Origin of the sequence: Nocardia arthritidis (genome assembly GCF_011801145.1) — a bacterium.
Classification (GTDB): domain Bacteria; phylum Actinomycetota; class Actinomycetes; order Mycobacteriales; family Mycobacteriaceae; genus Nocardia; species Nocardia arthritidis_A.
Genome location: NZ_CP046172.1, coordinates 2820773 through 2845186 on the forward strand (window position 1 = coordinate 2820773; position 24414 = coordinate 2845186).

Here is a 24414-nt window from a genome sequence, read left to right on the forward strand (position 1 = left end):
AGACTGTATTCGGAAGGGGCACAGGATGACAGCTCACGCGGACGCTTCGTCGATCTTTCCCGCCTGGGTCGATCGGCTACAGCTGAAGTATATGAATCCGGTGGTGCGGCGGGTCGGGCCGTATTTGCCGACGTTCGCGGTGATCGAGCATCGAGGGCGGAAATCGGGCAAACAGTATTCGACTCCGGTGAACGTGCTCAGGTTCGACGGGAAGCTGGCGGTGGTGCTCGGACATGGAATCACCGACTGGGTGCGGAATGTACGCGCGGCGGGGGAGGCTCGGGTGCGCTACTCCGGCCGCACCTGGCATGCGACGAATCCGCGGATTATCGAGCGCGGCACGGGCGGTGCGGAGCTCCCGGCCATCGCGCGAATGATGGGGAAACGATTCGGCGTCTTTGTGGTCGACATCGAGCGGAGCTGAGACCGGCTGCCCTTGACAGGGTATATCCCACTGTGGAATATGGTGGTGTCATTCGGCGGACCGCCGTTGCCCTCGCATCGAAAGAGCGACCATGCCCACGCTTCCATGGACGACAGTCGGCACGCCCACGACACCGGAGGTCCAGTGCATGGCCTCACGTCTCGAGGTCAAGTCGCTGCTCGACGTGCCCGGATTTCTGATTGCTTCGCTGGCGCTTTGGCGGCAGGCCCGCCGCTCGCCGGGAGCGCTGGGCGTCGCCTTGAAGGCGGAGATGCCGAAGCGCACGTTCTGGACGTACTCGGCATGGCAGGACAAGGCGGCCATCTACGCCTACGCGGGTTCCGAACCGCACAAGTCGACTATCGAGCGCAAGCGAAAGGTTATGCGGGAAGCGACTTTTGTGTTCTTCAACGCCTCGGTGGACGAATTGCCCGTGTCGTGGGATGAGATCCGCCGCCGGATCGCCGACCAGCGCGACTCGGCACAGACAGGCCACGACGCGGCGTCGTGACCGCTCGACGCCGCACCCGGCTCATCTGTCGGTGCGTTGAAAGCCCATGTCGCCCAGACCAATTCGAACGTCATCGACTAACACGCGTGCTGTCTCGGGGCCGATTCCGCTGAGGCTGAGCGACTTTCAGAGGTCGCCCGAGTAGTCCTGGGTGATCCAGCGGTCAGGGCGGATGGTGAACAGAACGGATTTGGTGCCGTCCATGCTGTCGACGAAGGCGCGTGCTTTTTCCGGGCCGAGGTAGCGGGTGGCGATCGCCTCTCGGGCTTCTCGCGGGGACGGGGTGGTCGCGTCGATGACGGTGCCTTCGACGATGACGTACTGGTAGGGCAGCTCTTCGCGCTGCACGGTGACGGTCACCGTGCCGGCCTCCCGGATGAGGCGCGCTTTGCGGCGCTCGGCGCCGGTATTGATCCTGATGTCACCGCCGGGGGTGTAGTCGTACCAGATCGGGACGGTCGCGGGCGGGCGTCCGTCGGTCGCCGCGACCGACAGCACGGCAATATGTTTGCCCGCGAGGAATTCCTGACGTTCGGCCTCCGTGAACGGTTTTGGCATGTGAGTCCGAACACTCCGATCGGTGCTGTTATTCCCGTACGCCGCTGACATGCGCTTGTCGACGTTTGCCACGGGGTGATCGCGTCGATTCGTGAGCACATGACCGTTGGCACAACGAGATTCGCGCCCGGCGAGCCGATGGGCACTCGCGCTGCGGCACATCTATGCGTATATTCATGCGTATGATTACTGGCGGGGAGAAGTTGCAGGGTTCCGGTCCATTGGTCGCACCGGAACCAGGGCTCGGTCGGCATTACACGGTCGACGGTCGCAGTCTGTTCTTGGAACGCTCGGGTAGCGGCGGACCGGCGGTGGTTTTCCTGCCGGGCGCGGGCGGAGTCGGCTTGGACTGGTTGAACATTCACCGCCGGGTGGCGCAGTGGACGACATCGGTACTGTACGACCGGGGCGGCACCGGATGGAGCGACCGGCTCGAATTACCGAGAACCGCAACGGAAGTCGCGACCGAATTGCGAGATCTGCTGCGAGTGGCCGGAATTCCCGGACCCTATGTGCTGGTAGGGCATTCGCTAGGCGGCGTCTACGTTCGTCGATTCGGGCAGCTGTTTCCGGACGAGGTGGCCGGTGTGCTGGCGGCCGATGTGGTAGGCGAAGAGTGGGATGCCCACATGCCGGACAAGCTGAAGATTCGCCCGGCGCCCGTTCCCGGCCGGATGCAACTACGGCTGCAGGGGCTGTTCATCCGGCTGCTGCTCCGAAAGCAGCTCGCCGACTGGCCCATTCGAATAAGACGAGCGTTGCTCGCCGGGCACGCGAGCCTCGAATGGAATCTGATCGCCGCCCGAGAGCGCGCCGACATGACCACGGTGATCGACGAAATACGCTGCGGTGCGGACGCTCCCGATGTGCCGACAATCGTGCTCGCCGCACTCGGCACGGATCTCGGCATGCGGTTGTACTACGGGCGATCGGGTCTGCGCGAGCTCACCGCGGCGAAACAGCGGGTCTATCAGGCCATGGCGGATTCGGTACCCCGAGGCGAGTACCGGGCGGTCACCCACGCCAGCCACGGCACCTTGCAGACCGACGCCGCGGACGAGATCATGCAAGCCATCCGAGACCTGCTCGATCGTGCCGCCCGCTGACGCCGGGCCGAGCCGGGTTCAGGCGGTACCTCCGCCTCCGCTCCGGCTATGTGCGGTTTGCCGACAGCGCTATCAGGCGGGCGGGAACAGTTCCGGATGCGCGATCTGGGGCCAATCGCAGCGATCGGTCCTTACGTCCCAAAGGAATCCGCCGTCGCAGTTCTTCAAGTAGGCGACGCCGTCGCGGCCGCAGCGCCAGTACTCGTTGAAACGCTCGCCGGGGGCGTAGCGCTGGCCGGGATCGGTGCAGCCCGCCTCCGCGTTCGGTTTTGTGGTCTCCCACGGAATCGGCGGCTCCGCGTAGGCGATTGCGGGCGCGGCTAGGAAGCCTGCGGCGAGCAGGCCCGCCGTTATGGTGCGTTTCATTGCCTTGTCCTGACTGTATGTGCCCGGGGCACAGGGTGTTTCGTTACCGCTGCGGCGGCCAGGGTGCGTTCTGGCCGGTCGGCTGCGGCTGAGAATAGCCGTTCTGCGGCATATTCTGGGCGTGGGCCTGAGCCATCAGGTTCGGCACGTCCTGGGAGGGCACCTTGGACTGGACTCCGCAAAATGTGCACTGCAGTTCATGTTTGGTGCTCACGGGGAACAGCGGAATGAAGAACAGCGTGAACTTGGTGACCAATTCGCGCAGCGCGTGCGCGGACGGGTTGCGGCAGTTGCCGCAGACGAAAGTGATCATGGCCATGGTGCGTACGTAGCGCCGCCAGCCCCAGATGAGCATGGAACCCCCAGTAATGGAATGTTGCGGTGCAGACCTTACCCGTTCACCGGTTCCGCGGTGGTATTCCGGTGCGTCAAAGCGCACAGCAGTAGCACCGCGACCGTGAGCAGCGCGCCGACACAGAGGATGAGCCCGGGCCAACCGCCCGCGGCGAAGGCGAGTCCGGTGGAGCCGCCGACGAGGGCGCTGCCGAGGTAGTAGGCGAAGAGATAGAGCGAGGAGGCGGCCCCCCGATTCTCCGCGAGCCTGCCGACCCATGCGCTCGCCACCGTGTGCGCGGCGAAAAAGCCCGCGGTGTAGAGCAATACGCCGATGAGCAGGGTCACCAACCGATCCGGGATGGTGAGCGAGATCCCCGCGGCCATCGCGACGAGCGATGCGGTGAGCACCCGGGGCGGCCCGTGCCGGTCCGCGAGATGGCCTGCGGCGGTGGAGGTGACGGTGCCCGCGAGATAGAACACGAAGATCGAACCGGCGATGCCCGAGGACAATTCGAACGGCGGGCGGGTCAGCCGGTAGCCGAGGAAGTTGTAGACCGAGACGAAGCCGCCCATCAGCACGAAGGCGAGCCCGAACAGCGCGAGCAAACCGGGATGCCGCAGCTGGGCGACGAGATCCGTTGCTACCGTTCGTAATCCGGCCGGTCGCGGCACAAAACCGCGAGACGGCGGCAGATCGCGGACGAACCAGATCGTGCATGCCGCCGCGGCAACGGCGATCGCCGCCTCGGCCCAGCGCCACGACGCGACCTCGAGGGTGAGCGCCGGGATCAACCGTCCGGCGAGTCCGCCGATGGTGTTGCCCGCGATGTAGACGCCCATCGCCGCCCCCAATCCCGCCGCGCCGATCTCCTCGGCGAGATAGGCCATCGCCACCGCGGGCACGCCCGCCAGCGCGATCCCCTGCAACGCGCGCACCGCGAGCAAAACCTGTAGCGACGGGCACAGCGGCAGCAGCAGCCCGAGGACGGTCGCCGTGATCGACGACCAGATCATCACCCGGGTCCGGCCGATCCGGGAGGCCAGCGCGCTCACCGGGATGATGGTCAGCGCCAGGAATCCGGTGGTGAGCGAGACCGCGAGCGCCGATTGAGCGGGTGTGGCCCCGAACGCCGCGGAGAAGCTCGGCAGCAGCGCCTGCGCGCTGTACATCGACGCGAACGTGGTCAGACCTGCCGCGAAAAGCGCTCTTATGATTCGCTTTTCATGCGCGGGCCGGTCGGTCCGGCGTTTCGTGACGTGCGCATCGCCGATGGTCGAAACGCGTTGATCCGGGGCCATAGCTCAAGGCTGAACGCTGGCCGTTAGTCATGGAAATGAATAAACTTGGCCGAAATAATGCACCAGACGCATATAGCGAGGAGGGGTCGTGCTTGGCGAGGATCTGGAGTGGTTCACGACACTCGCCGAACTGGAGCGGGTGAGCGCGGCGGCGCAGCGGCTGCACATCGCGCAGCCGACGCTGTCGCGAATGCTGGGCAGGCTGGAGCGCAGGCTCGGCGCCGAACTGTTCGACCGGCACGGAAAACGCATCGCGCTCAACGACTTCGGCCGGATCTACTATGAGCACGCGCGCCGGGCCCGCGCCGAACTCCGGGCCGGCGAGCAGGCCATCGCCGATCGGCTGAGCCCCGCGAAAGGCATTGTGCGCCTGTCATTCCCGCATTCATTCGGACATATGCTGGTGCCGCAGTTGATCTCCGGATTCCGCCGGACCTCCGGCCGGGTCACCTTCGAACTGTGGCAGGGCGGCGCCGAGATCTGCGCGCAGCAGGTGCTCGATGGGGAGGCCGACCTCGGCATCGTCTCGCCGCGCCCCGGACTCGCTGGAATCGGCTGGCGCAGCCTGCTGCATCAGCCGCTGGTGCTCGCGGTGCCGAACGAACACCGGCTCGCCGGGCGCAGACAGGTGCGGATGGCCGACCTCGCCGACGCCGAATTCATCACCATGCATCCGCGCTACGGCATGCGCCGCATCTTCGACGACCTGTGCGCCGCCGCGGATATCCGGCCGCGCATCGCCTTCGAATCCAGCGATCTGATGACCGTCGCCGGTCTGGTCGCGGCCGGACTCGGCATCGCGCTGCTGCCGCTCGGCGACCCGATGCCGCCGGGCCTGACCACGGTCGCGCTGGCCGACGCGGGCGGATTCCGCGATATCGGGCTGATCTGGTCGGCCACCGCGACACCGTCGGACGCGGTGCGCCGCTTCCGGGATTTCGCGGTCGACTGGGCCGAACACCGCCGCGACGAACGCGCGCTGCGGCCGTGAACCGCTCCGCGCTGTCGGCCACCACCCCCTCCGAATCGTTCCGCGATGCTGGCCCGCCCGTCGCCCGACCACCACCCCCCATCGAATCGCTCCGCGATGCTGCCAATCCGCTGCCTCATGCGGTATCGCCGAGGCCGGAACGCGGTAGCGTCCGTCCCGGAATACCGTGCGCATCCGGAGCATTTAGTACTGGAGGGATTGGGTGGGTCACCGTAAGGGAACACCCTCGTTACGCCATCGACCGGTAGCCGCTTATTCACTGGGCGGTGTCGGTGGGCGGCGTTAAACTTTCACCAAGAAACAGCTGTCGAGACCGGAAAGCAGGCCATAGCCCCTTTTGAGAACACAAGGCGAGATCGGCGACCCGACCACCCCCACTGCAGGTATCGGTACTGGTGACAATGGTTCGGGCCCAGCAGCACGCACCGTGCGCTCCAGCATCGAACTCGCTCCCGAATCCGTGTTCCCGTTTCTCGGTTCGGCTGACCAGAATCTGCGTGAACTGGAGCAGTTGTTGGATGCGGATATCCATGTCCGCGGCAACGCGGTCACACTCACCGGCAAGGCGGCCGATGTCGCCTTGGCGGAGCGTGTGATCGAACAGCTCGTCGCGCTGACCGGTCGCAACCGAGTGGTGACACCGGAGGCGGTGCGGCATACCGTTTCGATGCTCACCGAGGGCACCTCGGAATCCCCTGCGGAAGTGCTGAGCCTGGACATTCTGTCCCGGCGCGGCAAGACCATCCGGCCCAAGACGCTGAACCAGAAGCGCTACGTCGACGCGATCGACGCCAACACCATCGTGTTCGGCATCGGCCCGGCCGGTACCGGCAAGACGTACCTGGCGATGGCGAAGGCCGTGCAGGCGCTGCAGACCAAGCAGGTCAACCGGATCATCCTCACCCGTCCCGCGGTGGAGGCGGGCGAGCGGCTCGGCTTCCTACCCGGCACGCTCAACGAGAAGATCGACCCGTACCTACGTCCGCTGTACGATGCACTGCACGACATGATGGATCCGGAGGCCATTCCGAAGCTGATGGCCGCGGGCGTCATCGAGGTGGCGCCGCTGGCCTATATGCGCGGTCGCACGCTGAACGATTCCTTCATCATCCTGGACGAGGCGCAGAACACCACGGCCGAGCAGATGAAGATGTTCCTCACCCGGCTCGGTTTCGGCTCCAAGATCGTGGTCACCGGTGACGTCACCCAGGTCGATCTGCCCACCGGCGCCCGTTCGGGCCTGCGTGCGGCGTCGGAGATCCTCACCGAGATCGACGATATCCACTTCGCGCAGCTCACCAGCAGCGATGTGGTTCGGCACCGGCTGGTCTCGGAGATCGTCGACGCATACGACCGATTCGAGTCCGAAACCCGGCCGCCGGTCGGCGCGCACTATCCGGGCAACCGGGCGCAGCGCCGCGCCGCGAGCCGGGGAGACCGCAGGTAAGTGCGGTCGCCTACGCTGTTCGGGTGAGTATCGAGATCGCCAACGAGTCGGGTATCGATGTACCCGAAGAGGATCTGGTCAGCGTCGCGCGCTTCGTGATCGGCCGGATGGACGTGCACCCGGCCGCCGAGCTGTCGATGGTGCTCGTCGATCTCGACACCATGGCCGACCTGCACATGCGCTGGATGGACCTGCCGGGCCCGACCGATGTCATGTCGTTCCCGATGGACGAGCTGGAGCCGGGCGGCAGGCCCGACAGCGCCGAACCGGGGCCGTCCATGCTCGGCGATATCGTGCTCTGTCCCGAATTCGCCGCGGGCCAGGCGCGTAAGGCCGGCCACTCGCTGCAGCACGAACTAGCCCTGCTCACCGTGCACGGCGTCCTCCACCTGCTCGGCTACGACCACGCCGAGCCCGAGGAGGAAAAGGAGATGTTCGCGCTGCAGGCCCGGCTGCTCGACGAGTGGTACGAGAGCCTGCGCGAGGCGGCGCTACGGGCCGAACTCGCCGAACGCGACGCCCGCCTGCTCGGCAAGACCGGCTTCACCAGTCCGGGTGAAGCGCCCGCGTGAATGCGTTCACCCTTATCCTGCTGGCGATCGTGCTGGTGCCCGTCGGTGGCGCGTTCGCGGGCATCGATTCGGCGCTGAACACCATCTCGCCCGCGCGAGTGGACGACCTGGTGCGCGCCGATCGCCCCGGCGCGGTGCGGTTGAGCCGGATCATCGCCGACCGGCCGCGCTACGTGAATCTCATGGTGCTGCTGCGCATTCTGTGCGAGATCACCGCGACGGTGCTGCTGGCGGCCGGGCTGATCACCGTGATGGAGGACGACTGGGCGCTGCTCATCACGGCTTTGGTGATGGTGGTCGTCGACTACGTCGTAATCGGGGTCGGGCCAAGGACTTTGGGACGCCAGCACGCGTATTCGATTGCGCTGGGCGCGGCGCTGCCGCTGCAGTTCATCGGCGCGCTGCTCGGGCCGGTGTCGCGGCTGCTGATTCTGCTGGGTAACGCGATCACCCCGGGTAAGGGTTTTCGCAACGGCCCCTTCGCTTCCGAGATCGAACTGCGCGAGGTCGTCGATATGGCGGGCGAGCGCGGGGTGGTGGATGCCGAGGAGCGGCGGATGATCCAGTCCGTCTTCGAATTGGGCGACACCCCGGCGCGCGCGGTGATGGTGCCGCGCACCGAGATGGTGTGGATCGAGGCGGACAAGACTGCCGCACAGGCGATGTCGCTCGCGGTGCGCAGCGGTCACTCGCGGATTCCGGTGATCGGCGAGAACGTGGACGATATTCTCGGCGTCGTGTATCTGAAAGACCTTGTGCCGCACGCCGATCGTGCGCGCAAGGTGCAGGTGCGGCAGGTGATGCGCCCCGCCGTCTTCGTACCCGACTCCAAACCCCTGGACAGCCTCCTCGACGAAATGCAAAGGCGGCGTAACCATATGGCGCTGCTGGTGGACGAATACGGTGGTATCGCCGGACTGGTCACCATCGAGGATGTGCTGGAGGAGATAGTCGGGGAGATCGCCGACGAGTACGACATCGACGAAACCCCGCCCGTGCAGGACCTCGGCGGCGGACGCTATCGGGTGTCGGCCCGGCTGCCGGTGGAGGATCTCGGCGAACTGTACGGCCTGGAGATCGAGGAAGAGGATGTCGACACCGTCGGCGGGCTGCTCGCCCACGAACTCGGCCGGGTGCCGCTGCCCGGCTCGAAAGTCGTTGTGCACGGGCTGGTTCTGCGGGGCGAGGGTGAGGCCGACGCGCGTGGACGGATGCGGGTGAACACGGTGGTTGTGAAGCGGGCGCCGGAGAGATCCGAGGCGCCCGCCGAGTCCGATGTCAACGGCAGTGGTCGAAAAAGCAACGGCAGCAAGCGCAAACGCGACGAGGATGGAGAAACCGATGACTGAGTTGGATGCCGAGGATACCAAGTTGGTGACGCTGGCCCGCGGTGCGCTCGGCCGCACCGGCGGCGCGAGCGGCGCGGCGATCCGCGATACCGACGGCCGCACCTACGCGGCGGGCGATGTCTGCCTCGGCGCGCTGCGGCTGACCGCGCTGCAGGCGGCGGTGGCGGCCGCGATCTCCAGTGGCGCAGAGGGTTTCGAGGCGGCCGTGGTGGTCGCCGGACGGCTGTCCGACCCGGGGATCACCGCGGTGCGCGAGGTGTCCACCGGTGCCCGGATCGTCTTCACCGACAAGGCTGGTGCGGTGTTCGACATCGTCGACGATACCGTCGATTCGGTGGTGCAGGATGGCTGAGGCCAGCGAATTCCGTTCGGGCTTCGTATGTTTCGTCGGCCGGCCGAATACCGGCAAGTCGACGCTGACCAATGCGCTCGTCGGTGCCAAGATCGCGATCACCTCGTCGCGGCCGCAGACCACCAGGCACACCATCCGCGGCATCGTGCACCGGGAGCACGCCCAGCTCATCCTGGTCGACACCCCCGGACTGCACCGGCCGCGGACCTTGCTCGGCCAGCGGCTGAACGACCTTGTGCGCGATACGTATTCGGAGGTCGACGTGATCGCCCTCTGCATTCCGGCCGACGAGAAGATCGGGCCCGGTGACCGCTGGATCGTGCAGCAGGTCAAGCAGATGGCGCCCAAGACCACGCTGATCGGCGTCGTCACCAAGATCGACAAGGTGAGCCGCGATCAGATCGCCCAGCAGCTGATCGCCACCTCCGAACTGCTCGGCCCGGAGGCCGAGGTGGTGCCGGTATCGGCGGTGCGTGGCGAACAGGTCGAGGTGCTCGTCGACGTCATCGCCGCGAAAATGCCTGAGGGCCCGGCCTTCTACCCCGACGGTGAGCTCACCGACGAGCCGGAGGAAACCCTCATGGCCGAGCTCATCCGCGAGGCCGCGTTGGAGGGGGTGCGTGATGAGCTGCCGCATTCGCTCGCCGTGGTGATCGAGGAGGTGCTGCCGCGCGAGGAAAACGAAGACATGCTTGATGTGCATGCTTTGCTTTATGTAGAACGCCCGAGCCAGAAGGCGATCATCATCGGTAAGGGTGGGGCGCGGTTGAAAGAGGTTGGTACCAACGCCCGCAAGCAGATCGAGCACATCCTCGGTGTGCGGATCTACCTGCATCTGCATGTGAAGGTGGCCAAGGACTGGCAGCGCGACCCGAAACAGTTGGGCAAGTTGGGCTTCTGACCGCGCTACAATTGTCGGTTGGCGGCGGTACGCTTGTAATACTATGTTTCCCATAGCTTTCCGCCGCCCAGCTGATCCGCTATGCGCCGAAGGGGTTGGCCGTGCGCATGATGGTCCGAGCGGCCCGCGACCCGGACTCGGCGTATCGGGCCGGAATGCCGCACCGTGACGTCGATCCGGCCGATCCGCTTGCCGAGCCGCGACACGATGATCGCGGGGGCGATGGAGTCGGGCGAACAGTATTCCTGCGGTCGCCGCGGTTGCTGATGTTGCGCTGAGCGCGAATTCGAGTCCGCCGGGGATGTCACGCGTCGATTCGGGGAATCGGCTCCGGTGTTGCCACGGCGGATAAATGCCCGATAAATGCCGGGCAAGGCCGAATATCTGGTGGGTGGACGGGGGAGTTCGCCACACATATAGTCCCGCCTATAGACGTGCCGCTGAACGCGTTCGGGGTGTCCGTCTGATGGGAGTTCGGGAGGAAACCCCAAGTGAGAATGGTCGAAGGCACGGTCTTCGCCGGATACCGAATTGAGCGGCTGCTCGGCGCGGGTGGGATGGGCGCCGTATATCTGGCGCGGCATCCGAGGTTGCCGCGCCATGACGCGTTGAAATTGCTCGCGGACAATCACGCCGCGGATCCGGAATACCGGGCGCGCTTCCTGCGCGAGGCGGAGATCGCGGTGCGGCTCCAGCATCCGAACCTGGTCGCGGTCCGTGACCGTGGCGAGGAAGCCGGACAGCTGTGGATCACCATGCAATACGTGCCGGGCCTCGACCTCGCCGCGGTGATCGCCCGCAACCCGCGCGGCCTCGCCGTCGAACGGGCGCTGTGGATACTGGGCGAGGCCGCGCGGGGCCTCGACGAGGTGCACGACGCCGGACTGCTGCACCGTGACGTGAAACCGGCCAACATCCTCATCACCGGGGAGTGGGACGGTCCCGACCGGGCGCTGGTCACCGACTTCGGAATCGCCCGTGCCGCAGAAGATTCCGCGACGTCGGCGGTGCGCGAGCCGACGGCCAGCTTGGCGTATGCCGCCCCCGAGCAGATACGCGGCGATGCGATGGACCGGCGCGCGGACGTTTACGCGCTGGGCTGCACGCTGTTTCATATGCTCACGGGTTCGGTGCCGTTCCCGCGCGAGAGTCCGGGGGCGGTGATGTACGCCCATCTCAATGAGGACCCACCACTGGCCACCCGGGAAAATCCCGGTGTGCCAGCGGAATTGGCCAAGGTTGTCGTTAAGGCGATGGCGAAGCGGCCGGAGGATCGGTACCCGAGTTGTGGTGCGCTGGCGACGGCGGCGCGGACGGCGTTCGCGCGGTCGCTCGCCGCCGAGTCCGGCGCATCCGAAGAGGCGGGCCGCAAGCGCGGTCGGTGGTTGCTGTCCGGTGTCGCGCTGGCCGTGATAGTTATTGCCGCGGTGGCGATTTCGGCTTTCGCCTGGAGCGGTGACGGCGGATCGGACCGGTCACATCATGTCACGGCGCCGGTGCCGAGGGTGAACGCCGCACTGTGGAGTACGTACACGTTCATGGTCGAGCCGTTCGCGGATCTGCTCCCGCCGGGGCCATTTCTGTCCGGATATCGGGATCTGAGCGGATGCCAGCCGGTCGATGCCGCGAACCCGGACGTGGATCTGCCCTTCGACCAGTCGGTCAAGGTCGGCGAATTGCTGTGTGTCGGCGACCATGATCCGGTCACCACGTTGGTCGTCGAGTGCAATGCGGATCGCACACCGATTCTGCCGAGACCTTCGACGGATCGAGTCGAGGGTGAGGAGCGGTGGTCCCGGCCGTCCGGCACCGGCCGATTGCGGTGGGGTAGCAATACGACCAACACCGGAGCTCGAACGGGTTGGCTCTACGTGTATTTCGACGGTCCCGACCGGAATTTCTGCAACCTGACGGTGTCGGGCACCGGATCGGGAACCGAACTACGCGGTAAATGGTGGCCGGATGCGCCTCTTTAAGCGAAACACCTTGCGCGCCAGTATCGTCCGCAGGATTTTCGGCACGGTGTCGATACTGCTGATCGTGACGGCGGGCTGCGCCGTGCCGGGCAATCCGATGCCGGAGCATCCCGACCTCGGCGCTCTCGACGTCGGCCCGTATCCGAGGGAGCCGCTGCCGGTACCGCCCAGCGGCGACGAAAAGTACGGCAGGGTAATCGAATCCGTACGGATGGGTGAGGCGGTCATCGATCCGACGGAGGCCGACGCCGCGCTGAGCTTCGGCCTGTCCGGCAACGGGGCCGTTCCGCTGCCGACTCCGGCGAAGGCCGCCGGATTCCTGGCCGGGCCGGTGCGCGCGGTTCTGGAGAAGCGCGGAATGCTGGCCGGATTCGCGGTGAGCGCCGCCGACCGGGAGGTGTCATCCCGCCCGCAGGTCGGAACTTGCCGCCTGCTCACGGTGATTGTGCTGCGTTTCCCCGACCCGGACGCGGCGCGCCAGGCGGCCCGGGAAATCGACTCGGTCGATTTCGCGGTGAACACCGAGAACGCCGCCGTGCCGATTCCGGATTACCCGGAGGCACAGGCACACTGGCGGCCCACCGTGCCGACGCTCGCCGCGACGACCTCCATCGACTCGTATGTCGTCAGCGTGCTTGCCGGGCACACCGGGACCGATCTCCCGGCGCTGACGGGGTTGGCCCGCAAGACATTCGGCGTGCAACTACCGAGGTTGCGCGAGTTCGCGGCCACCCCGCTCGACCGGATCGCGTCGCTGCCGCTGGATCAGGAGGGCATGGTGCGGCGGCAGGTGCCCGCGTTGGCCGGGCGCTGGTCGTATCCGACGGTGGTTCTGATGAACCGGCAGGAGGTCGCGGGTTGGGATTCGCTCATCTCCGCGCGTGGCGTCGTCTACGGGCCGCGGGCCGCGCGCCGGTTCATCCGGCAGGGCGGTGGTGATTTCGATGCGATCGCCGTCAACGGGACCGATTTTCTGGCGCGCTATCCGGATGCCGCGACGGCCAAACAGCACTTCGACGCCGCGGCGCGTAAAGGCGGCGCGCTGGGCCTGCGCCCTATTCCGGCTCCGGACGGGACCAGGGATGTGCTCTGCTACGTCGACGACAGTATCGGTCAGTCGCCGGGAGTCGCATTGATCAAGTACTCGTGCCGCGTGCTGTACGGGCGTTATCTCGCACAGATCTTCAGCCGTGTGCCGCAGGATATCCGGCAGAAGGCGGCATCGCAGTACGCGCTTTTGGTTGGCAGCGGGTAGGTGATGAGCGAAACATTCCGTCCGGGAACGGTTTTCGCCGGATATCTGATCGAAAGGGTGCTCGGCAGCGGTGGCATGGGCACGGTGTACGCGGCCAAGCATCCACGGCTGCCGCGACGCGACGCGCTGAAGGTGTTGTCGCAGCGGCACAGTGCCGATCCGCAGTTTCAGCGGCGGTTCATCCGGGAGGCCGAGCTCGCCGCCCAACTGGACCATCCGAATATCGTCTCGGTGCACGACCGCGGTATGACGGACGGACGGCTCTGGATCGCAATGCAATTCGTCGACGGAGCCGACGCCGCCGAACTTGTCCGTCGCGGGGCGCTGCCGCCCGAGCGCGCGGTGGCCGTTATCGGTGCGGCGGCGCGCGGGTTGGACGCGGCGCATCGCGCCGGACTGCTGCACCGGGATGTGAAGCCGGGCAACATCTTGGTCGAGTCTCGTCCCGGCGGACCGGACCGGGTGTACATCACGGATTTCGGAATCGCGCGTGCGGTAGGCGATGCGAGCGGGCTGACCGTGACGGGTGCGATACTGGGTACCTTCGCGTATACGGCGCCGGAACAGCTGTCCGCGAGCACCGTCGACCACCGCGCCGATATCTATTCGCTCGGCTGCACCCTCTTCGAATTGCTCACCGGCACAAGACCTTTCCCATATACGACACCTGTCGAGGTGATCCGGGCGCAACTGCAGGACCCGCCGCCGCGTCCGTCGGCGACGAATCCCGGGCTGCCGCGCCGGATCGACGAGGTCATCGCGACCGCCATGGCCAAGGATCCGGCCGCACGTCAATCGAGTTGCGGTGCGCTGGCGAATGCCGCGGCGGCGGCGTTGGCGCCGGACACTGCGACGGTGCTGGTTCGGGCAGCGCGACCGGTCTCCCGCCGCCGTTGGAAGTACTTCGCGGTGGCCGCGGCGATCGCCGTGCTGGCGGCGGCGATCGTGAGCGGCCTTGTGCTGACCGGTAATTCGGATGTCGTGAAGGCGCCGGGCGCCACCACGACGGCGCGTCGCACGGTATCGGCGACGCCGCCGACCACGAGCGGAACGGTCGCTTGGGGAAACTACAGCTATGTGGTGCAGGCGTTTCCCGGATTGCTGCCCGCGACCCCGCTCGACAGTGGTTATCAGGGTTTGGTCTGCGCGGCCGTCGGACTGAATGGCAAGCCGATCGATGTGAACGCCCGTGATCCGGTGAACGAGTTGAAGTGCAACGGCAATTGGAATCCGGTCGAGCGGATACGGGCCTTCTGCAACGCGGATCGTCGACCGACCACCGTCGAACCGTTCGACGACGCGGTGCAGACCGGACAGGAACGGTGGACCAGGCCGTCGGGCAGCGGTCTGGTGACACTGAACGACGCGACCAAATCCGACGGTACCGGAACCGGTTCGCTGCAGGTGCAATTCGACGACCCGAACCGGAACTTCTGTGCGCTACAGATTTTCGGCGGCACATCGGGACGGGATCTGTACGACCGCTGGTGGGTGGGCGCGCCGCTGTAACCGGAAACAGGGGAGAAGACAGTGAATACGGCCGCGGGAGCGACCTTCGCCGGATACCGCGTCGAGCGCACGCTCGGCACGGGTCCGATGGGTACGGTGTATTCGGCGCGGCATCCGCGATTGCCACGCCAGGATGCGCTGAAGATCTTGTCGGAGCGCTATTGCGACGCCGGTTTCCGTACGCGATTTCTGAGCGCGGCCGATGCGGCCGCACGGCTGCATCATCCGAATCTGGCCACCGTGCGTGACTTTGGTGAATTCGACGGCCGGTTGTGGATCGCGACGCAGTACGTCGAAGGCGTCGATGCGGGTGTCCTGATCGAGCGCGGTCCGGTCGCGCTCGATGTGGCGCGTGCGGTGCGAATCGTCGCCGAGGCGGCGCGTGGGCTGGACGAGATTCATCGCGCCGGCCTGTTGCACGGCGACGTGAAGCCGTCCAACATTCTGGTGGCGGAGCCGCGGGGTGAGCCGGACCGGGTGTTGCTGACCGATTTCGGGATCACCTATGCGACAAAGGATTCGGTGGACAGCGCATATGCCGCACCGGAACTGTTCACGGGTACGGATCTCGATGGCCGCGCCGACGTATATGCGCTGGGCTGCACGCTGTTTCACCTGCTGACCGGATCCGTGCCATACCCGGACGGCGCAACCGCACACGATTCGCCGCCCCGGCCATCGCTGATGAACCCCAGGGTGCCGACGGAATTGGATGCGGTGATCGCGCGGGCACTCGACCCGGATCCGGCACGGCGCTATCCGAGCTGCGGGGCACTGGCCGAGGCCGGGCTCGATGCGGTTGCCGAATTGCTTGCGCCGCAGGCTCGGTCGGTGCCCGCGGTCGCCGGACCGCCGCGCCGGATCGGTGTGCTCGCGGGCGTCGCGGCGTTGGCGGTTGTCCTCGTCGCGGTGGTGGTTTCGCTCGTTGTCTGGTTCGGCCGTGCGGGTGCGACGGCGGTGGCGCCGATCGCGACCGCCGGTATTCCGGCGCCGGAGGTATCCGCCGGTTGGGGGCAGCATGCCTTTATGGTCCAGGCATTCTCGGAATTGCTGCCCTATTCGCCGGACGGGATCGGCTACCGTGAGCTCGCATTCTGCCGCGCCTTCGACGACCACCACCAGAGCGTGCCGCTACGGCAATCGTTCGAGCGGGGTGTGCTCGAATGCAGCGGCGGCGACGATCCCTCTGTGGTGCTGACGGTGACCTGCAACGCGGACCGCACGCCGATCACACCCGCCGCGACGACCGACCGGGTCGAGGGTGACGAGCGCTGGACCCGTCCTTCGGGATCCGGATATCTGCGGTGGAGCAATTACACGACGGCGGCCGGACGGGAGTGGGGGCGATTAGAGGTGTATTTCGACAAACCGAATCGGAACTTCTGCAAGCTGTCGGTGGCTTCCGGTGCGGCCACCGGAAGCGGCCTGCGCAGCGGTTGGTGGCCCGATGCGCCACTGTGACAGGAACATTCGGGTCCGCGTGGGGTATCTGCTCGTCATCGTCGTCGCGCTGATGCTGGCCGCGGGTTGTGTGCGAGACGGAATTCCAGTGCCCGCCGGGCCCGACGGCGTGCTGGACGTGGGACCGTATGCCACCGAACCGACCGTCGCGCCCCGGGACAGCAATGAGAAATACGGAAGGGTGGTGGAGTCGGTCCGGATGGGCGAGGCGGTGATCGATCCCGTCGAGGCGGATCCCGCCCTGTCGCACGGGTTGGGTTCGCACGGCAGCCTGGTGTTGCCCACACCGGCGAGAACCCAAGGGCTGCTGTCGGATCCGGTGCGTGCGGTACTCGAGCGGCGCGGCATGCTGGCCGGGTACGCGGTGGGCGGCGCCGATCGCGATACCGGCGCCAATCCGGTGGTGGGCACCGCTCGGCTGCTCACGGTCGTACTGCTGCGCTTCCCCGATCCGGCGGCGGCAGCACAGGCCGCGCAGGAGATCGACGCCGCCGACGCGTCGGTGAGTCCGGCGAACGTGGCCGTATCCATCCCCGGAATATCCGCGGCGCACAGCCATTGGCGCCCGAATATCCCGACCTTGGCGGCGACGATGGCGCAGGACTCCTTCGTGATCAGTCTGCTCGTCGGCCACACCACGCCCGATCAAGCGTTGCTAACGGGTCTGGCCGCGAAGGCATTCGGCGCGCAGGCGACCCGGCTGCGCGAATTCCGGCCGACGCCGCGGGACGGGATCGCAACGCTGCCACTCGACCAGGACGGAATGCTCGCCAGGACGCTGCCGGAAAAGCCTGGGCGGTGGCAGTTTCCGCTCGTCATCTCCGCGGATCGCGATAGGAACGCGGGCTGGTCGGGTACCACGGTGGTCCGCGGCGTCGTCTACGGCCCGCGGGCGACGCATCTGTTCGTCGGCCGCAGCGGGGGTGCGGAGGCGGAGTTGTTCGCGGCCGGAACCTATTCCAATGTCAGTCGATTCGCGGACGTCGCCGTCGCGCGCAAGGCTTTCGGGGAGGCCGCGAAGGATGCGCTGGCGGATCCGGATGTGCGCGCCGCACCCCCGGTGGCGGGTCTACCGGATTCCAATTGCTTCCAGTTCCTCGGCGGGAACGAGGACCAGATCGCCTTCGCCTGTCAGGTGCTGTACGGTCGCTATGAATCGGTCATTTACGGTGGGACGCTGAAAGATACGCAGCAGCGCGCCGCCGCGCAGTATGCGCTATTGGCGAACAGCGAGTCCCGATGATCGGAACACTCACGCCCGGAACGGTTTTCGCCGGATACCTGATCGAACGCGTGCTCGGCGCCGGCGGGATGGGGGCGGTCTATCTGGCGCGCCATCCCCGATTCCAGCGCCGGGACGCGCTCAAGGTGCTGTCATCGGATCATGCCGGCGATCCGGAATTCCGGGCCAGGTTCGTCCGGGAGGCCGATCTCGCTGCGCGGCTGGACCATCCGAATATCATCGCCGTGCACGACCGGGGTGTCGAGCACGGGCGGTTGTGGATCGCCATGCGTTTCGTGGACGGAATCGATGTCGCGGAGCTGATTCGGCGCATGCCCGGTGGGCTGCCGCCCGCGCAGGCCGTCGATATCGTGGCGCAGGCGGCGAGCGGGCTGGACGCGGCGCATCGCGCCGGAATGCTGCATCGTGACGTGAAACCGGCCAACCTGCTGCTCGAAGCGCGTCAGGGCGAACCCGATCGGGTGATCGTCACCGATTTCGGGATCGCCAAGGCCGCAGGGCAATCCACGGTGTTGACCGAAACCGGCGCCGTGCTGGCCACGCTCGCATACGCGGCTCCGGAGCAGCTGACCGCGACCGGCATCGATCATCGTGCCGACGTATACGCGCTGGGCTGCACCCTTTTCGAGCTGTTGACCGGGGCGAAGCCGTTTCCGCGAGTCAATGCGGCCGCCGTGATGCAGGCCCATCTCCAGGATCGGCCGCCCTCGGTCTCGGCAGCGAATTCCGCTGTGCCGCGGGCGATGGACGCGGTGATCGCCCGCGCGCTCGCCAAGCGTCCCGAGGAACGCTTCGGCTCATGCGGTGAACTCGCGGCCGCCGCGGCGGCCGCGCTGGCCGGGTATCCGGTGTCCGCGTTCGATGCGCCAGTATCGCCGCGGCGGGTCGGGCGGATCGCCGTCATTGCGGCCATGGCATTGGCGATTACCGCCGCTATCGTGAGTGTCGTTGTGCTGGTCAATAATTCGAGTGGATCCTCGGCTGAGGTGACGGCGGTGACCAGGGCGCCGACCAGCACTGCGGTCACCCCGCCACCGTCGACGGCCGCAGCGTCGGCGTCGTGGGGCACCTACAGTTTCGTGCCTCAGTTGTTTCCGGGCCTGTTGCCTGCAGGCCCGGATGTCAACGGGTATCTAGGTATTCACTGCTACGCGCTCAACAAGGATCACAATCCGGTCGACCTGCACGCATCGCTGGTCAAGGAGATCGTGCGGTTCGTCTGTGACGCGCCCGAGGGCGGCCCGTTCACGGTAATGACCGTCAGCTGCAGTACCGACGGATTCGTACCCGGCCGCGTGCCGTTGCCGCCCGACGTGCAGCCCGTCGGCGACGAGCAATGGGAACGCGCGTCCGGGCGTGGGTGGGTGCTCTGGGGCAACTCGACGAACAACAACGGCAAACCGACCGGGCACCTGGCCGTCCAATTCGATATCGGGCCACGCGATATCTGCGTCATAGTCGTGCGTGGCGCCAACAATGGCCAAGAGCTGTACGACAATTGGTGGAAGTCCGCGCCGATCTAGCTTCTCACCACCACTGTTCCGGTCGCTGCCGGTCCCAGCGCAGATCCGATTCCAGTTGGGATGCAACGGATATCAGTAGGGGTTCGGTGGCGGCGGTGCCCATCAGTTGGGCGCCGACCGGCAGGCCGGATTCGGTGAACCCGGCGGGGATGTTGATGCTGGGCCAGCCCAACACATTCCACGGCCAGGTGTATGGGCAGGCGGCGGTGATGAGGTTGTCGGTGGCCATCGCGCCTATGCCGTCGATGGCGTCGGCGCGCGGCGGTGGCGTCGCGGTGGTGGGCGCCAGGACCAGGTCGTAGTCGTGGAAGAAGGAGCCGATGCGGTGGCGCAGTAGCGGTTCGGCGCGGCGGGCGGCGAAAAGGGCTGGGCCGTCCAGTATTCGGCCGATGCGGGCGTTGGCGGCGGTGCGCGGGTCGACGGTGGCGTGCGGAATCCGGCGGTGCCAGGCGTGGATTCCCGCCATCGAGCGCGGCAGGAACGACGCGCCGACGAGTATGCCGTAGTGCAGGTCGGCGACGGTCACCGAATGTCCGGCGCGGCGCAGGGCCGCCGCGATGCGTTCGACACCGGCCGCCACCTCGGGATCGAGCCGGGTTCTGGTGGCGGTGAACGGGATCCGCAGCGAGAGCGCGATGCGCAGTCGGCCGGGGTCGCGGCCGAGCGCGTCGACGGCGGTGATCGGGTCGGGCGTGTGCCGGTCGCCGGGATGTGGTCCGGCGGCGGCGTCGAGCAGCAGGGCGGCGTCGGCGACGGTGCGGGCCAGCGGTCCGTTGACGGTGAGCCCGTAGAACGCCTCCGGCTCCGGCCAGGTGGAGATGCGGCCGCGCTGCGGTTTGATGCCGACGAGATTGGTCCACGCGGACGGGATGCGCACCGAGCCCGCGCCGTCGGAACCCAGTGCGGCGGGCACCAATCCGGCCGAGACCGCCGCGGCGGACCCGCCCGACGAACCGCCGGGCGTGTGGTCGCGATGCCACGGATTGCGGGTGTGGCCGAAGGCGGCGCCGCTGGTGAACGGCCACTGGCCGAGCTCGCAGGTGTTGGTCTTGCCGACGATCACCGCACCGGCGGCGCGCAGCCGCCGAACCGCCTCGGCGTCTTCGGTTTTCGGCGGGAAGTCGCCGCCGCAACCGAAAGCCGTTGGCGTACCGGATAAATCGGTGTCGTCCTTGATCGCGATCGGCACGCCGAGCAGGGGGAGTCGCTCGCCTGCGGCCAAGCGTCGGTCAGCCTCCCGCGCCTCGGCGAGCGCCTGCTCCCGGCGCACGATGCGGAAGGCGTTGAGTGCGGGCTGGGCGGCATCGATCCGGTCGAGCGCGTCGGTGACCGCATCGCAGGAGGTGCGCGCGCCCGTCGCGATCGCGGCGGCAAGCTCGGTGAGTCCGAGTTCGGGCCGCGCCTGCTGCGGCGTATCGCTCGATGCAGTCATATCCGCTCCCTCTCGTGCGTGGGTTGGGTCACCGTAGCGCCGATCTGGTCAATCGTCCATATGCACCCACGGCATGTAGACATACATACAGAATGTATGTAAAGGTGGTGGCGAACCATCAAGGGAGGAAATATGGCAACCAGCACGGCACTCGGCCCCGCTCACGAAATCGACCTGCCCGGTGGACGGATCCGCTACCACGAGACGGGCGAGGGCGCTCCGGTCGTCTTCGCACACGGACTGCTCGTGAACGCGGACCTGTGGCGCAAGGTGGTACCCGTCGTGGCCGCGGCCGGATATCGCTGCATCACACCGGATTGGCCGCTCGGCTCGCATTCGATACCGATGCCACATGCGGACCTGACCCCGCCCGGCGTCGCGGATCTCATGGCGGCTTTCTTGGAAAAGCTCGACCTGAACGACGTCACCTGGGTGGCGAACGACACCGGCGGCGCGTTAACTCAGATATTGCTCACCCAGAATCCGGACCGCATCGGACGCGTCGTGCTCGCCTCTGTCGACTCCTATGACAGCTTCTTTCCCGGCGCGCTCAAAGCCCTTACGCTGCTTGCGAAGATCCCGGGTTCGATGCGCCCGATGACCGAGGTACTGCGGATACGGGCACTGCACTCGCTATCGATCGCCTTCGGTATGGCGGCCAAATACCCGATGCCGCCCGAGGCGATCGACTCCTACCTGCTGCCGAGCCGCAACTCCGGTGCGATCCGAAAAGACCTGCGGCGCTTCGTGAAATCGGTGAAAAGCAGCTACACGCTGGATGCGGCGAAGCGGTTCGGCGCGGTTCGGCAGCCGGTGCTGCTCGCCTGGGCCGCGCAGGACCGGTTCTTCCCGGTGTCCTACGCCGAACGGCTGGCCATGGATCTGCCGAACGCGACCCTGCGCCTGATCGACGATTCCTACACCTTCCTGCCCGAAGACCAGCCCGAGTTGCTCGCCGAGGCGATCCTGGAGTTCACTCGGCTGCATGCCACGCCGTAGCCAGGAGGATCGATCCCGCACGACCAGGGCCGCACTGGAACAGGCGGGCCGCAGGTTGTTCGCCGAACGCGGCTTCGCGGGTACCTCGGCCGAGGAATTGGTGACCGAGGCCGGGGTCACCCGCGGCGCGCTGCATCACCACTACGGCGACAAGCGCGGACTATTCGTCGCGGTGCTCGAACACGTGGAGATCGACATAGTCACGGAGGTCCGAAGCGCCATCGACACAACCGATCCCGACGATCTGATGGCGGGGATGGCCGTCGGACTGGCCACCTTCCTGGAGATCTGCCAGCGGCCCGACGTGCTGCGCATCGTGCTCACCGACGCGCCCGCGGTCCTCGGCTGGCAGGCTTGGCGGGAATTCGAGAACCAACACGGACTCGGCCTGATCGCAGGCGAATTGGAGCGAGCGCGCGCCGCCGGACTCATCGGCGACGCGCCCACCCAGGTGCTCGCCCAGATCCTGATGAGCGCGATTTCCGAGGCGAGCCTTATCGTCGCCCACGCCGACGATAAGGACACGGCCCGCGCCCAAGCTCAGCAATCGCTGCTGCTGCTCATCTCCGGCATGGTCCGGACGTCCTGAAATCCTCACGCTAGCTTGGTAATTCACGGTTTCGATGACAGCGTCGGACGAGTGACGTCAGGCAGGAGCGCCGAGCGGCGGATGCTCGAGCACGCGGAGCTTGTACTCCACCAGCTGGATGCGGCCGTCGAAGGTGCGGTGCTCGATCATCTCGAGGGCAACGTCCGGATAGCCGTCGTAGATGCGTTCCGCGCCTGTGGCACCGGTGATCACCGGGAACATTACGACCCGGAATCGGTCGACGAGCCCGGCTCGTAGCAGGGAGCGGCACAAGCTCAGGCTGCCGATCGTGCTGAGGAGCCCCGAGCCATTCGATTTCATGGTGCGGACCGCCTCGACGGCGTCGCCGCGGACGAGTGTGGAGTTGGCCCACGTCAGTGGCTCCTCGAGTGAGGAGGAGAACACCACCTTGGACGCTTGCGTGAGCTCGTCGACGGACGCCTCTTCTTCGGGCCTGAACTCGTCTTGGCCATTGGGGACCTCGCCGGCGGCGAAGCCCGACATCAGGCGGTAGGTGTTCGCCCCCATCAGGTAGGTGGCCTTGGGCTGCTCGCCGAGCCATGCGAGGTACTCCGGGCCTTCGAGGCCCCAGAACCCGGGCCATCCCTCTCCCGATGCGTATCCGTCGAGGGAGGTGATGAAGTCGACGAGAAGCTCCGACATGGTGGTGTCCTTTCCTGGGGTGTCACGAGCTTTGACCGGCCGGGAACCACAAACTCCTCGCTGCGACACCGACAGTGTCGCCCAGCTCACGTTTCTTCCTCGCCACGCCGAACCCGGTGTCAGACAGCGCTGCCTTGCCGACTTGCTGATCCGGCCGTGCGGCGGAGTACGGCGGCGGTGGCCAGGAGGATGAAAGCGATTGCGGCGGTGCAGGTTCGGATGGCGTGGGCGAGTTGCCAGCGATCGCGGACGTCCGCCCAGTCGACGGGCGGCACGGTGCTGACCCAGTCGCGTTGGTCGGCGTTGATGGGCAGGTTGACCGTCAGGGTCAGGATCAGCACGCCGATCAGCAGGGTGAGGGCGACGATCGGGAACAGGCGATGGCCGCGGAGTGCGGTCGCGGCGAGGACCGCCGTCACGACCAGCGCGGGGAGCAGCGTTGCGGAGGCGAGCCGATCCATGCTGTTCAGTTCGATGTGCCGAACGGTGACGTAGGTAGGGCCGTCCGCCCCGCGCATCGACAGCTCGAGCACCAGCACGGTGAGCAGGAATCCGGTGAAGGTCCCGACCAGCAGCAGGCTGGCGAGTCGGGCGAATTGATTGATCGATGATCTTTCGACGGTGAATGGCACGGCGGCGTTCCTAACATATGAGATTCATATAGTACGAAACCGATACTAAATCGCTCGATTCGATCCGTCGAGCCTGGCGGGCGTTGTCGCGGGGGCGTGCGAGGATGTTCGGGTGCGTTTGTATCGGGATGAGGCGGTTGTCGTTCGCCAGCACAAGCTGGGGGAGGCGGACCGCATCGTCACCTTGCTGACGCGGCAGCACGGATTGGTGCGGGCGGTGGCCAAGGGGGTGCGGCGGACCAAGTCTCGGTTCGGGGCGCGGTTGGAGCCGTTCGCGTACGTCGACGTGCAGCTGCATCCGGGACGCACTCTCGACACCATCACCCAGGTGCACACGATGGAGGCGTTCGCCGCCGATATCGTCGACGATTACGGCCGCTACACCACCGCGTGCGCGGTGCTGGAAACCGCCGAGCGGCTGGCGGGCGAGGAGCGCGCGCCCGCACCGAAACTGCATGCGCTCACCGCGAGCGCACTGCGCGCCATCGCCGCGAAACAGCACCCGCACGAACTGATCCTCGACGCATACCTGTTGCGCGCCATGGGTTTCGCCGGATGGGCGCCCGCACTGGACGAATGCGCCCGCTGCGCGACCCCCGGCCCGCACCGCGCCTTCCACGTCGCGGCGGGCGGCGCGGTGTGCGTGCACTGCCGCCCACCCGGCGCCGCCACCCCGGCCCCCGGCGTCCTCGACCTGCTCATCGCGCTGCTCAAGGGCGAATGGGCTTACATCGAAACCGTCCCCGACAACCTCCGCCGCCAAGCCAGCGGCCTGGTCGCCGCCCATCTGCAATGGCATCTGGAACGCCAACTCCGCACCCTCCCGCTGATCGAACGCTCGCGTCCGGCGTTGGCGGCCAACGGGAGTGTGGCTCTATAGCGCCACGCGTCACGTGGCGAAGTTGTGCGAAGCGTGTGGA

The 24414-nt window shown here is 66.7% G+C and carries 25 protein-coding genes; 18 read left to right on the plus strand and 7 right to left on the minus strand.

Annotated elements, in window-relative coordinates:
- The first annotated feature begins 25 nt into the window (after positions 1 to 25).
- Both F5544_RS12535 and F5544_RS12540 read left to right on the plus strand, forming a co-directional pair.
- A complete protein-coding gene (locus F5544_RS12535) occupies positions 26 to 424 on the plus strand; it encodes a nitroreductase family deazaflavin-dependent oxidoreductase (protein ID WP_167473358.1) in 399 nt (132 codons plus the stop codon).
- Between the two features lie 148 nt (positions 425 to 572).
- Positions 573 to 935, plus strand: coding sequence for a hypothetical protein (locus tag F5544_RS12540; protein ID WP_203217541.1), 363 nt, complete (start codon positions 573 to 575; stop codon positions 933 to 935).
- A 126-nt stretch (positions 936 to 1061) separates the two neighbouring features.
- On the opposite strand, the gene F5544_RS12545 is transcribed toward F5544_RS12540, so the two are convergent.
- Complete coding sequence (locus tag F5544_RS12545) at positions 1062 to 1493, minus strand: pyridoxamine 5'-phosphate oxidase family protein (protein WP_167473360.1); 432 nt, start codon at positions 1491 to 1493, stop codon at positions 1062 to 1064.
- A gap of 182 nt (positions 1494 to 1675) precedes the next feature.
- Between F5544_RS12545 and F5544_RS12550 the strand changes: the two genes are divergently transcribed.
- Positions 1676 to 2599 carry an alpha/beta fold hydrolase gene (locus F5544_RS12550; RefSeq protein WP_203217542.1) on the plus strand — a complete coding sequence of 308 codons (924 nt, stop codon included), beginning with the start codon at positions 1676 to 1678 and terminating at the stop codon, positions 2597 to 2599.
- Positions 2600 to 2671: 72 nt separating this feature from the next.
- Here F5544_RS12550 and F5544_RS12555 read toward each other — a convergent pair whose 3' ends face one another.
- The 3 genes from F5544_RS12555 to F5544_RS12565 are packed head-to-tail and all read right to left on the minus strand — an operon-like array spanning position 2672 to position 4600.
- Complete coding sequence (locus tag F5544_RS12555; RefSeq protein WP_167473361.1) at positions 2672 to 2965, minus strand: carbohydrate-binding module family 14 protein; 294 nt, start codon at positions 2963 to 2965, stop codon at positions 2672 to 2674.
- Positions 2966 to 3008: 43 nt separating this feature from the next.
- Complete coding sequence (locus F5544_RS12560) at positions 3009 to 3320, minus strand: zinc-ribbon domain-containing protein (protein WP_167473362.1); 312 nt, start codon at positions 3318 to 3320, stop codon at positions 3009 to 3011.
- A gap of 35 nt (positions 3321 to 3355) precedes the next feature.
- Positions 3356 to 4600 (minus strand): MFS transporter, encoded by a 1245-nt coding sequence (locus F5544_RS12565; protein WP_167473363.1) that lies wholly within the window; start codon positions 4598 to 4600, stop codon positions 3356 to 3358.
- A gap of 88 nt (positions 4601 to 4688) precedes the next feature.
- On the opposite strand from F5544_RS12565, the gene F5544_RS12570 reads away from it, so the two are divergent.
- The 12 genes from F5544_RS12570 to F5544_RS12625 all read left to right on the plus strand — a co-directional run bounded on the left by F5544_RS12570 (position 4689) and on the right by F5544_RS12625 (position 19179).
- On the plus strand, positions 4689 to 5591 hold the full coding sequence (locus F5544_RS12570) for a LysR family transcriptional regulator (RefSeq protein ID WP_167473364.1): 903 nt from the start codon (positions 4689 to 4691) through the stop codon (positions 5589 to 5591).
- A gap of 385 nt (positions 5592 to 5976) precedes the next feature.
- Entirely contained in the window at positions 5977 to 7038 is a 1062-nt protein-coding gene (locus tag F5544_RS12575) for a PhoH family protein (RefSeq protein ID WP_167479146.1), read from the plus strand.
- Between the two features lie 23 nt (positions 7039 to 7061).
- A complete protein-coding gene (gene ybeY / locus F5544_RS12580; protein ID WP_167473365.1) occupies positions 7062 to 7610 on the plus strand; it encodes an rRNA maturation RNase YbeY in 549 nt (182 codons plus the stop codon).
- Entirely contained in the window at positions 7607 to 8959 is a 1353-nt protein-coding gene (locus F5544_RS12585) for a hemolysin family protein (RefSeq protein WP_167473366.1), read from the plus strand. Before ybeY ends, F5544_RS12585 begins: the two co-directional genes overlap by 4 nt.
- Positions 8952 to 9311, plus strand: a complete 360-nt coding sequence (locus F5544_RS12590; protein WP_167473367.1) for a cytidine deaminase — start codon at positions 8952 to 8954, stop codon at positions 9309 to 9311. The genes F5544_RS12585 and F5544_RS12590 overlap by 8 nt, the downstream gene beginning before the upstream one ends.
- Complete coding sequence (gene era, locus F5544_RS12595) at positions 9304 to 10212, plus strand: GTPase Era (RefSeq protein WP_167473368.1); 909 nt, start codon at positions 9304 to 9306, stop codon at positions 10210 to 10212. The genes F5544_RS12590 and era overlap by 8 nt, the downstream gene beginning before the upstream one ends.
- Before the next feature lie 497 nt (positions 10213 to 10709).
- Complete coding sequence (locus F5544_RS12600; protein ID WP_238847436.1) at positions 10710 to 12188, plus strand: serine/threonine-protein kinase; 1479 nt, start codon at positions 10710 to 10712, stop codon at positions 12186 to 12188.
- Complete coding sequence (locus F5544_RS12605) at positions 12175 to 13443, plus strand: DUF7373 family lipoprotein (protein ID WP_167473370.1); 1269 nt, start codon at positions 12175 to 12177, stop codon at positions 13441 to 13443. Before F5544_RS12600 ends, F5544_RS12605 begins: the two co-directional genes overlap by 14 nt.
- A 3-nt stretch (positions 13444 to 13446) precedes the next feature.
- Positions 13447 to 14952 carry a serine/threonine-protein kinase gene (locus F5544_RS12610; protein WP_167473371.1) on the plus strand — a complete coding sequence of 502 codons (1506 nt, stop codon included), beginning with the start codon at positions 13447 to 13449 and terminating at the stop codon, positions 14950 to 14952.
- 21 nt (positions 14953 to 14973) lie between these two features.
- Positions 14974 to 16413: a serine/threonine-protein kinase gene (locus F5544_RS12615; RefSeq protein WP_167473372.1), complete on the plus strand. Its 1440-nt coding sequence runs from the start codon at positions 14974 to 14976 to the stop codon at positions 16411 to 16413.
- A 19-nt stretch (positions 16414 to 16432) separates the two neighbouring features.
- Positions 16433 to 17656, plus strand: a complete 1224-nt coding sequence (locus tag F5544_RS12620) for a DUF7373 family lipoprotein (protein WP_167473373.1) — start codon at positions 16433 to 16435, stop codon at positions 17654 to 17656.
- Positions 17653 to 19179, plus strand: coding sequence for a serine/threonine-protein kinase (locus tag F5544_RS12625; RefSeq protein WP_167473374.1), 1527 nt, complete (start codon positions 17653 to 17655; stop codon positions 19177 to 19179). Before F5544_RS12620 ends, F5544_RS12625 begins: the two co-directional genes overlap by 4 nt.
- A 4-nt stretch (positions 19180 to 19183) precedes the next feature.
- Here the strand turns inward: F5544_RS12625 and F5544_RS12630 are convergent, their stop codons facing one another.
- Complete coding sequence (locus tag F5544_RS12630) at positions 19184 to 20611, minus strand: amidase (RefSeq protein ID WP_167473375.1); 1428 nt, start codon at positions 20609 to 20611, stop codon at positions 19184 to 19186.
- A gap of 132 nt (positions 20612 to 20743) precedes the next feature.
- On the opposite strand from F5544_RS12630, the gene F5544_RS12635 reads away from it, so the two are divergent.
- Together F5544_RS12635 and F5544_RS12640 are read left to right on the plus strand one after the other, a co-directional pair.
- Positions 20744 to 21610: an alpha/beta fold hydrolase gene (locus tag F5544_RS12635; protein ID WP_167473376.1), complete on the plus strand. Its 867-nt coding sequence runs from the start codon at positions 20744 to 20746 to the stop codon at positions 21608 to 21610.
- Positions 21597 to 22199 carry a TetR/AcrR family transcriptional regulator gene (locus F5544_RS12640; RefSeq protein WP_167473377.1) on the plus strand — a complete coding sequence of 201 codons (603 nt, stop codon included), beginning with the start codon at positions 21597 to 21599 and terminating at the stop codon, positions 22197 to 22199. Before F5544_RS12635 ends, F5544_RS12640 begins: the two co-directional genes overlap by 14 nt.
- 57 nt (positions 22200 to 22256) lie before the next feature.
- Here F5544_RS12640 and F5544_RS12645 read toward each other — a convergent pair whose 3' ends face one another.
- Both F5544_RS12645 and F5544_RS12650 read right to left on the minus strand, forming a co-directional pair.
- The gene (locus F5544_RS12645; protein ID WP_167473378.1) at positions 22257 to 22862 is read right to left on the minus strand and encodes a dihydrofolate reductase family protein; all 606 of its coding nucleotides are present in this window, start codon (positions 22860 to 22862) and stop codon (positions 22257 to 22259) included.
- 119 nt (positions 22863 to 22981) lie between these two features.
- Complete coding sequence (locus tag F5544_RS12650) at positions 22982 to 23494, minus strand: DUF1772 domain-containing protein (protein ID WP_203217543.1); 513 nt, start codon at positions 23492 to 23494, stop codon at positions 22982 to 22984.
- 112 nt (positions 23495 to 23606) lie between these two features.
- Between F5544_RS12650 and recO the strand changes: the two genes are divergently transcribed.
- Complete coding sequence (recO, locus tag F5544_RS12655; protein WP_167473379.1) at positions 23607 to 24374, plus strand: DNA repair protein RecO; 768 nt, start codon at positions 23607 to 23609, stop codon at positions 24372 to 24374.
- The last annotated feature ends 40 nt before the right edge of the window (positions 24375 to 24414 follow it).

What these genes read in the sequence shown, in the direction of transcription:
- F5544_RS12535 (WP_167473358.1), top strand. Translation starts at nt 26, where the DNA reads ATGACAGCTCACGCGGACGCTTCGTCGATCTTTCCCGCCTGGGTCGAT.
- F5544_RS12540 (WP_203217541.1), top strand. Translation starts at nt 573, where the DNA reads ATGGCCTCACGTCTCGAGGTCAAGTCGCTGCTCGACGTGCCCGGATTT.
- F5544_RS12545 (WP_167473360.1), bottom strand. Translation starts at nt 1,493, where the DNA reads ATGCCAAAACCGTTCACGGAGGCCGAACGTCAGGAATTCCTCGCGGGC.
- F5544_RS12550 (WP_203217542.1), top strand. Translation starts at nt 1,676, where the DNA reads ATGATTACTGGCGGGGAGAAGTTGCAGGGTTCCGGTCCATTGGTCGCA.
- F5544_RS12555 (WP_167473361.1), bottom strand. Translation starts at nt 2,965, where the DNA reads ATGAAACGCACCATAACGGCGGGCCTGCTCGCCGCAGGCTTCCTAGCC.
- F5544_RS12560 (WP_167473362.1), bottom strand. Translation starts at nt 3,320, where the DNA reads ATGCTCATCTGGGGCTGGCGGCGCTACGTACGCACCATGGCCATGATC.
- F5544_RS12565 (WP_167473363.1), bottom strand. Translation starts at nt 4,600, where the DNA reads ATGGCCCCGGATCAACGCGTTTCGACCATCGGCGATGCGCACGTCACG.
- F5544_RS12590 (WP_167473367.1), top strand. Translation starts at nt 8,952, where the DNA reads ATGACTGAGTTGGATGCCGAGGATACCAAGTTGGTGACGCTGGCCCGC.
- era (WP_167473368.1), top strand. Translation starts at nt 9,304, where the DNA reads ATGGCTGAGGCCAGCGAATTCCGTTCGGGCTTCGTATGTTTCGTCGGC.
- F5544_RS12600 (WP_238847436.1), top strand. Translation starts at nt 10,710, where the DNA reads ATGGTCGAAGGCACGGTCTTCGCCGGATACCGAATTGAGCGGCTGCTC.
- F5544_RS12605 (WP_167473370.1), top strand. Translation starts at nt 12,175, where the DNA reads ATGCGCCTCTTTAAGCGAAACACCTTGCGCGCCAGTATCGTCCGCAGG.
- F5544_RS12610 (WP_167473371.1), top strand. Translation starts at nt 13,447, where the DNA reads ATGAGCGAAACATTCCGTCCGGGAACGGTTTTCGCCGGATATCTGATC.
- F5544_RS12625 (WP_167473374.1), top strand. Translation starts at nt 17,653, where the DNA reads ATGATCGGAACACTCACGCCCGGAACGGTTTTCGCCGGATACCTGATC.
- F5544_RS12630 (WP_167473375.1), bottom strand. Translation starts at nt 20,611, where the DNA reads ATGACTGCATCGAGCGATACGCCGCAGCAGGCGCGGCCCGAACTCGGA.
- F5544_RS12635 (WP_167473376.1), top strand. Translation starts at nt 20,744, where the DNA reads ATGGCAACCAGCACGGCACTCGGCCCCGCTCACGAAATCGACCTGCCC.
- F5544_RS12640 (WP_167473377.1), top strand. Translation starts at nt 21,597, where the DNA reads ATGCCACGCCGTAGCCAGGAGGATCGATCCCGCACGACCAGGGCCGCA.
- F5544_RS12645 (WP_167473378.1), bottom strand. Translation starts at nt 22,862, where the DNA reads ATGTCGGAGCTTCTCGTCGACTTCATCACCTCCCTCGACGGATACGCA.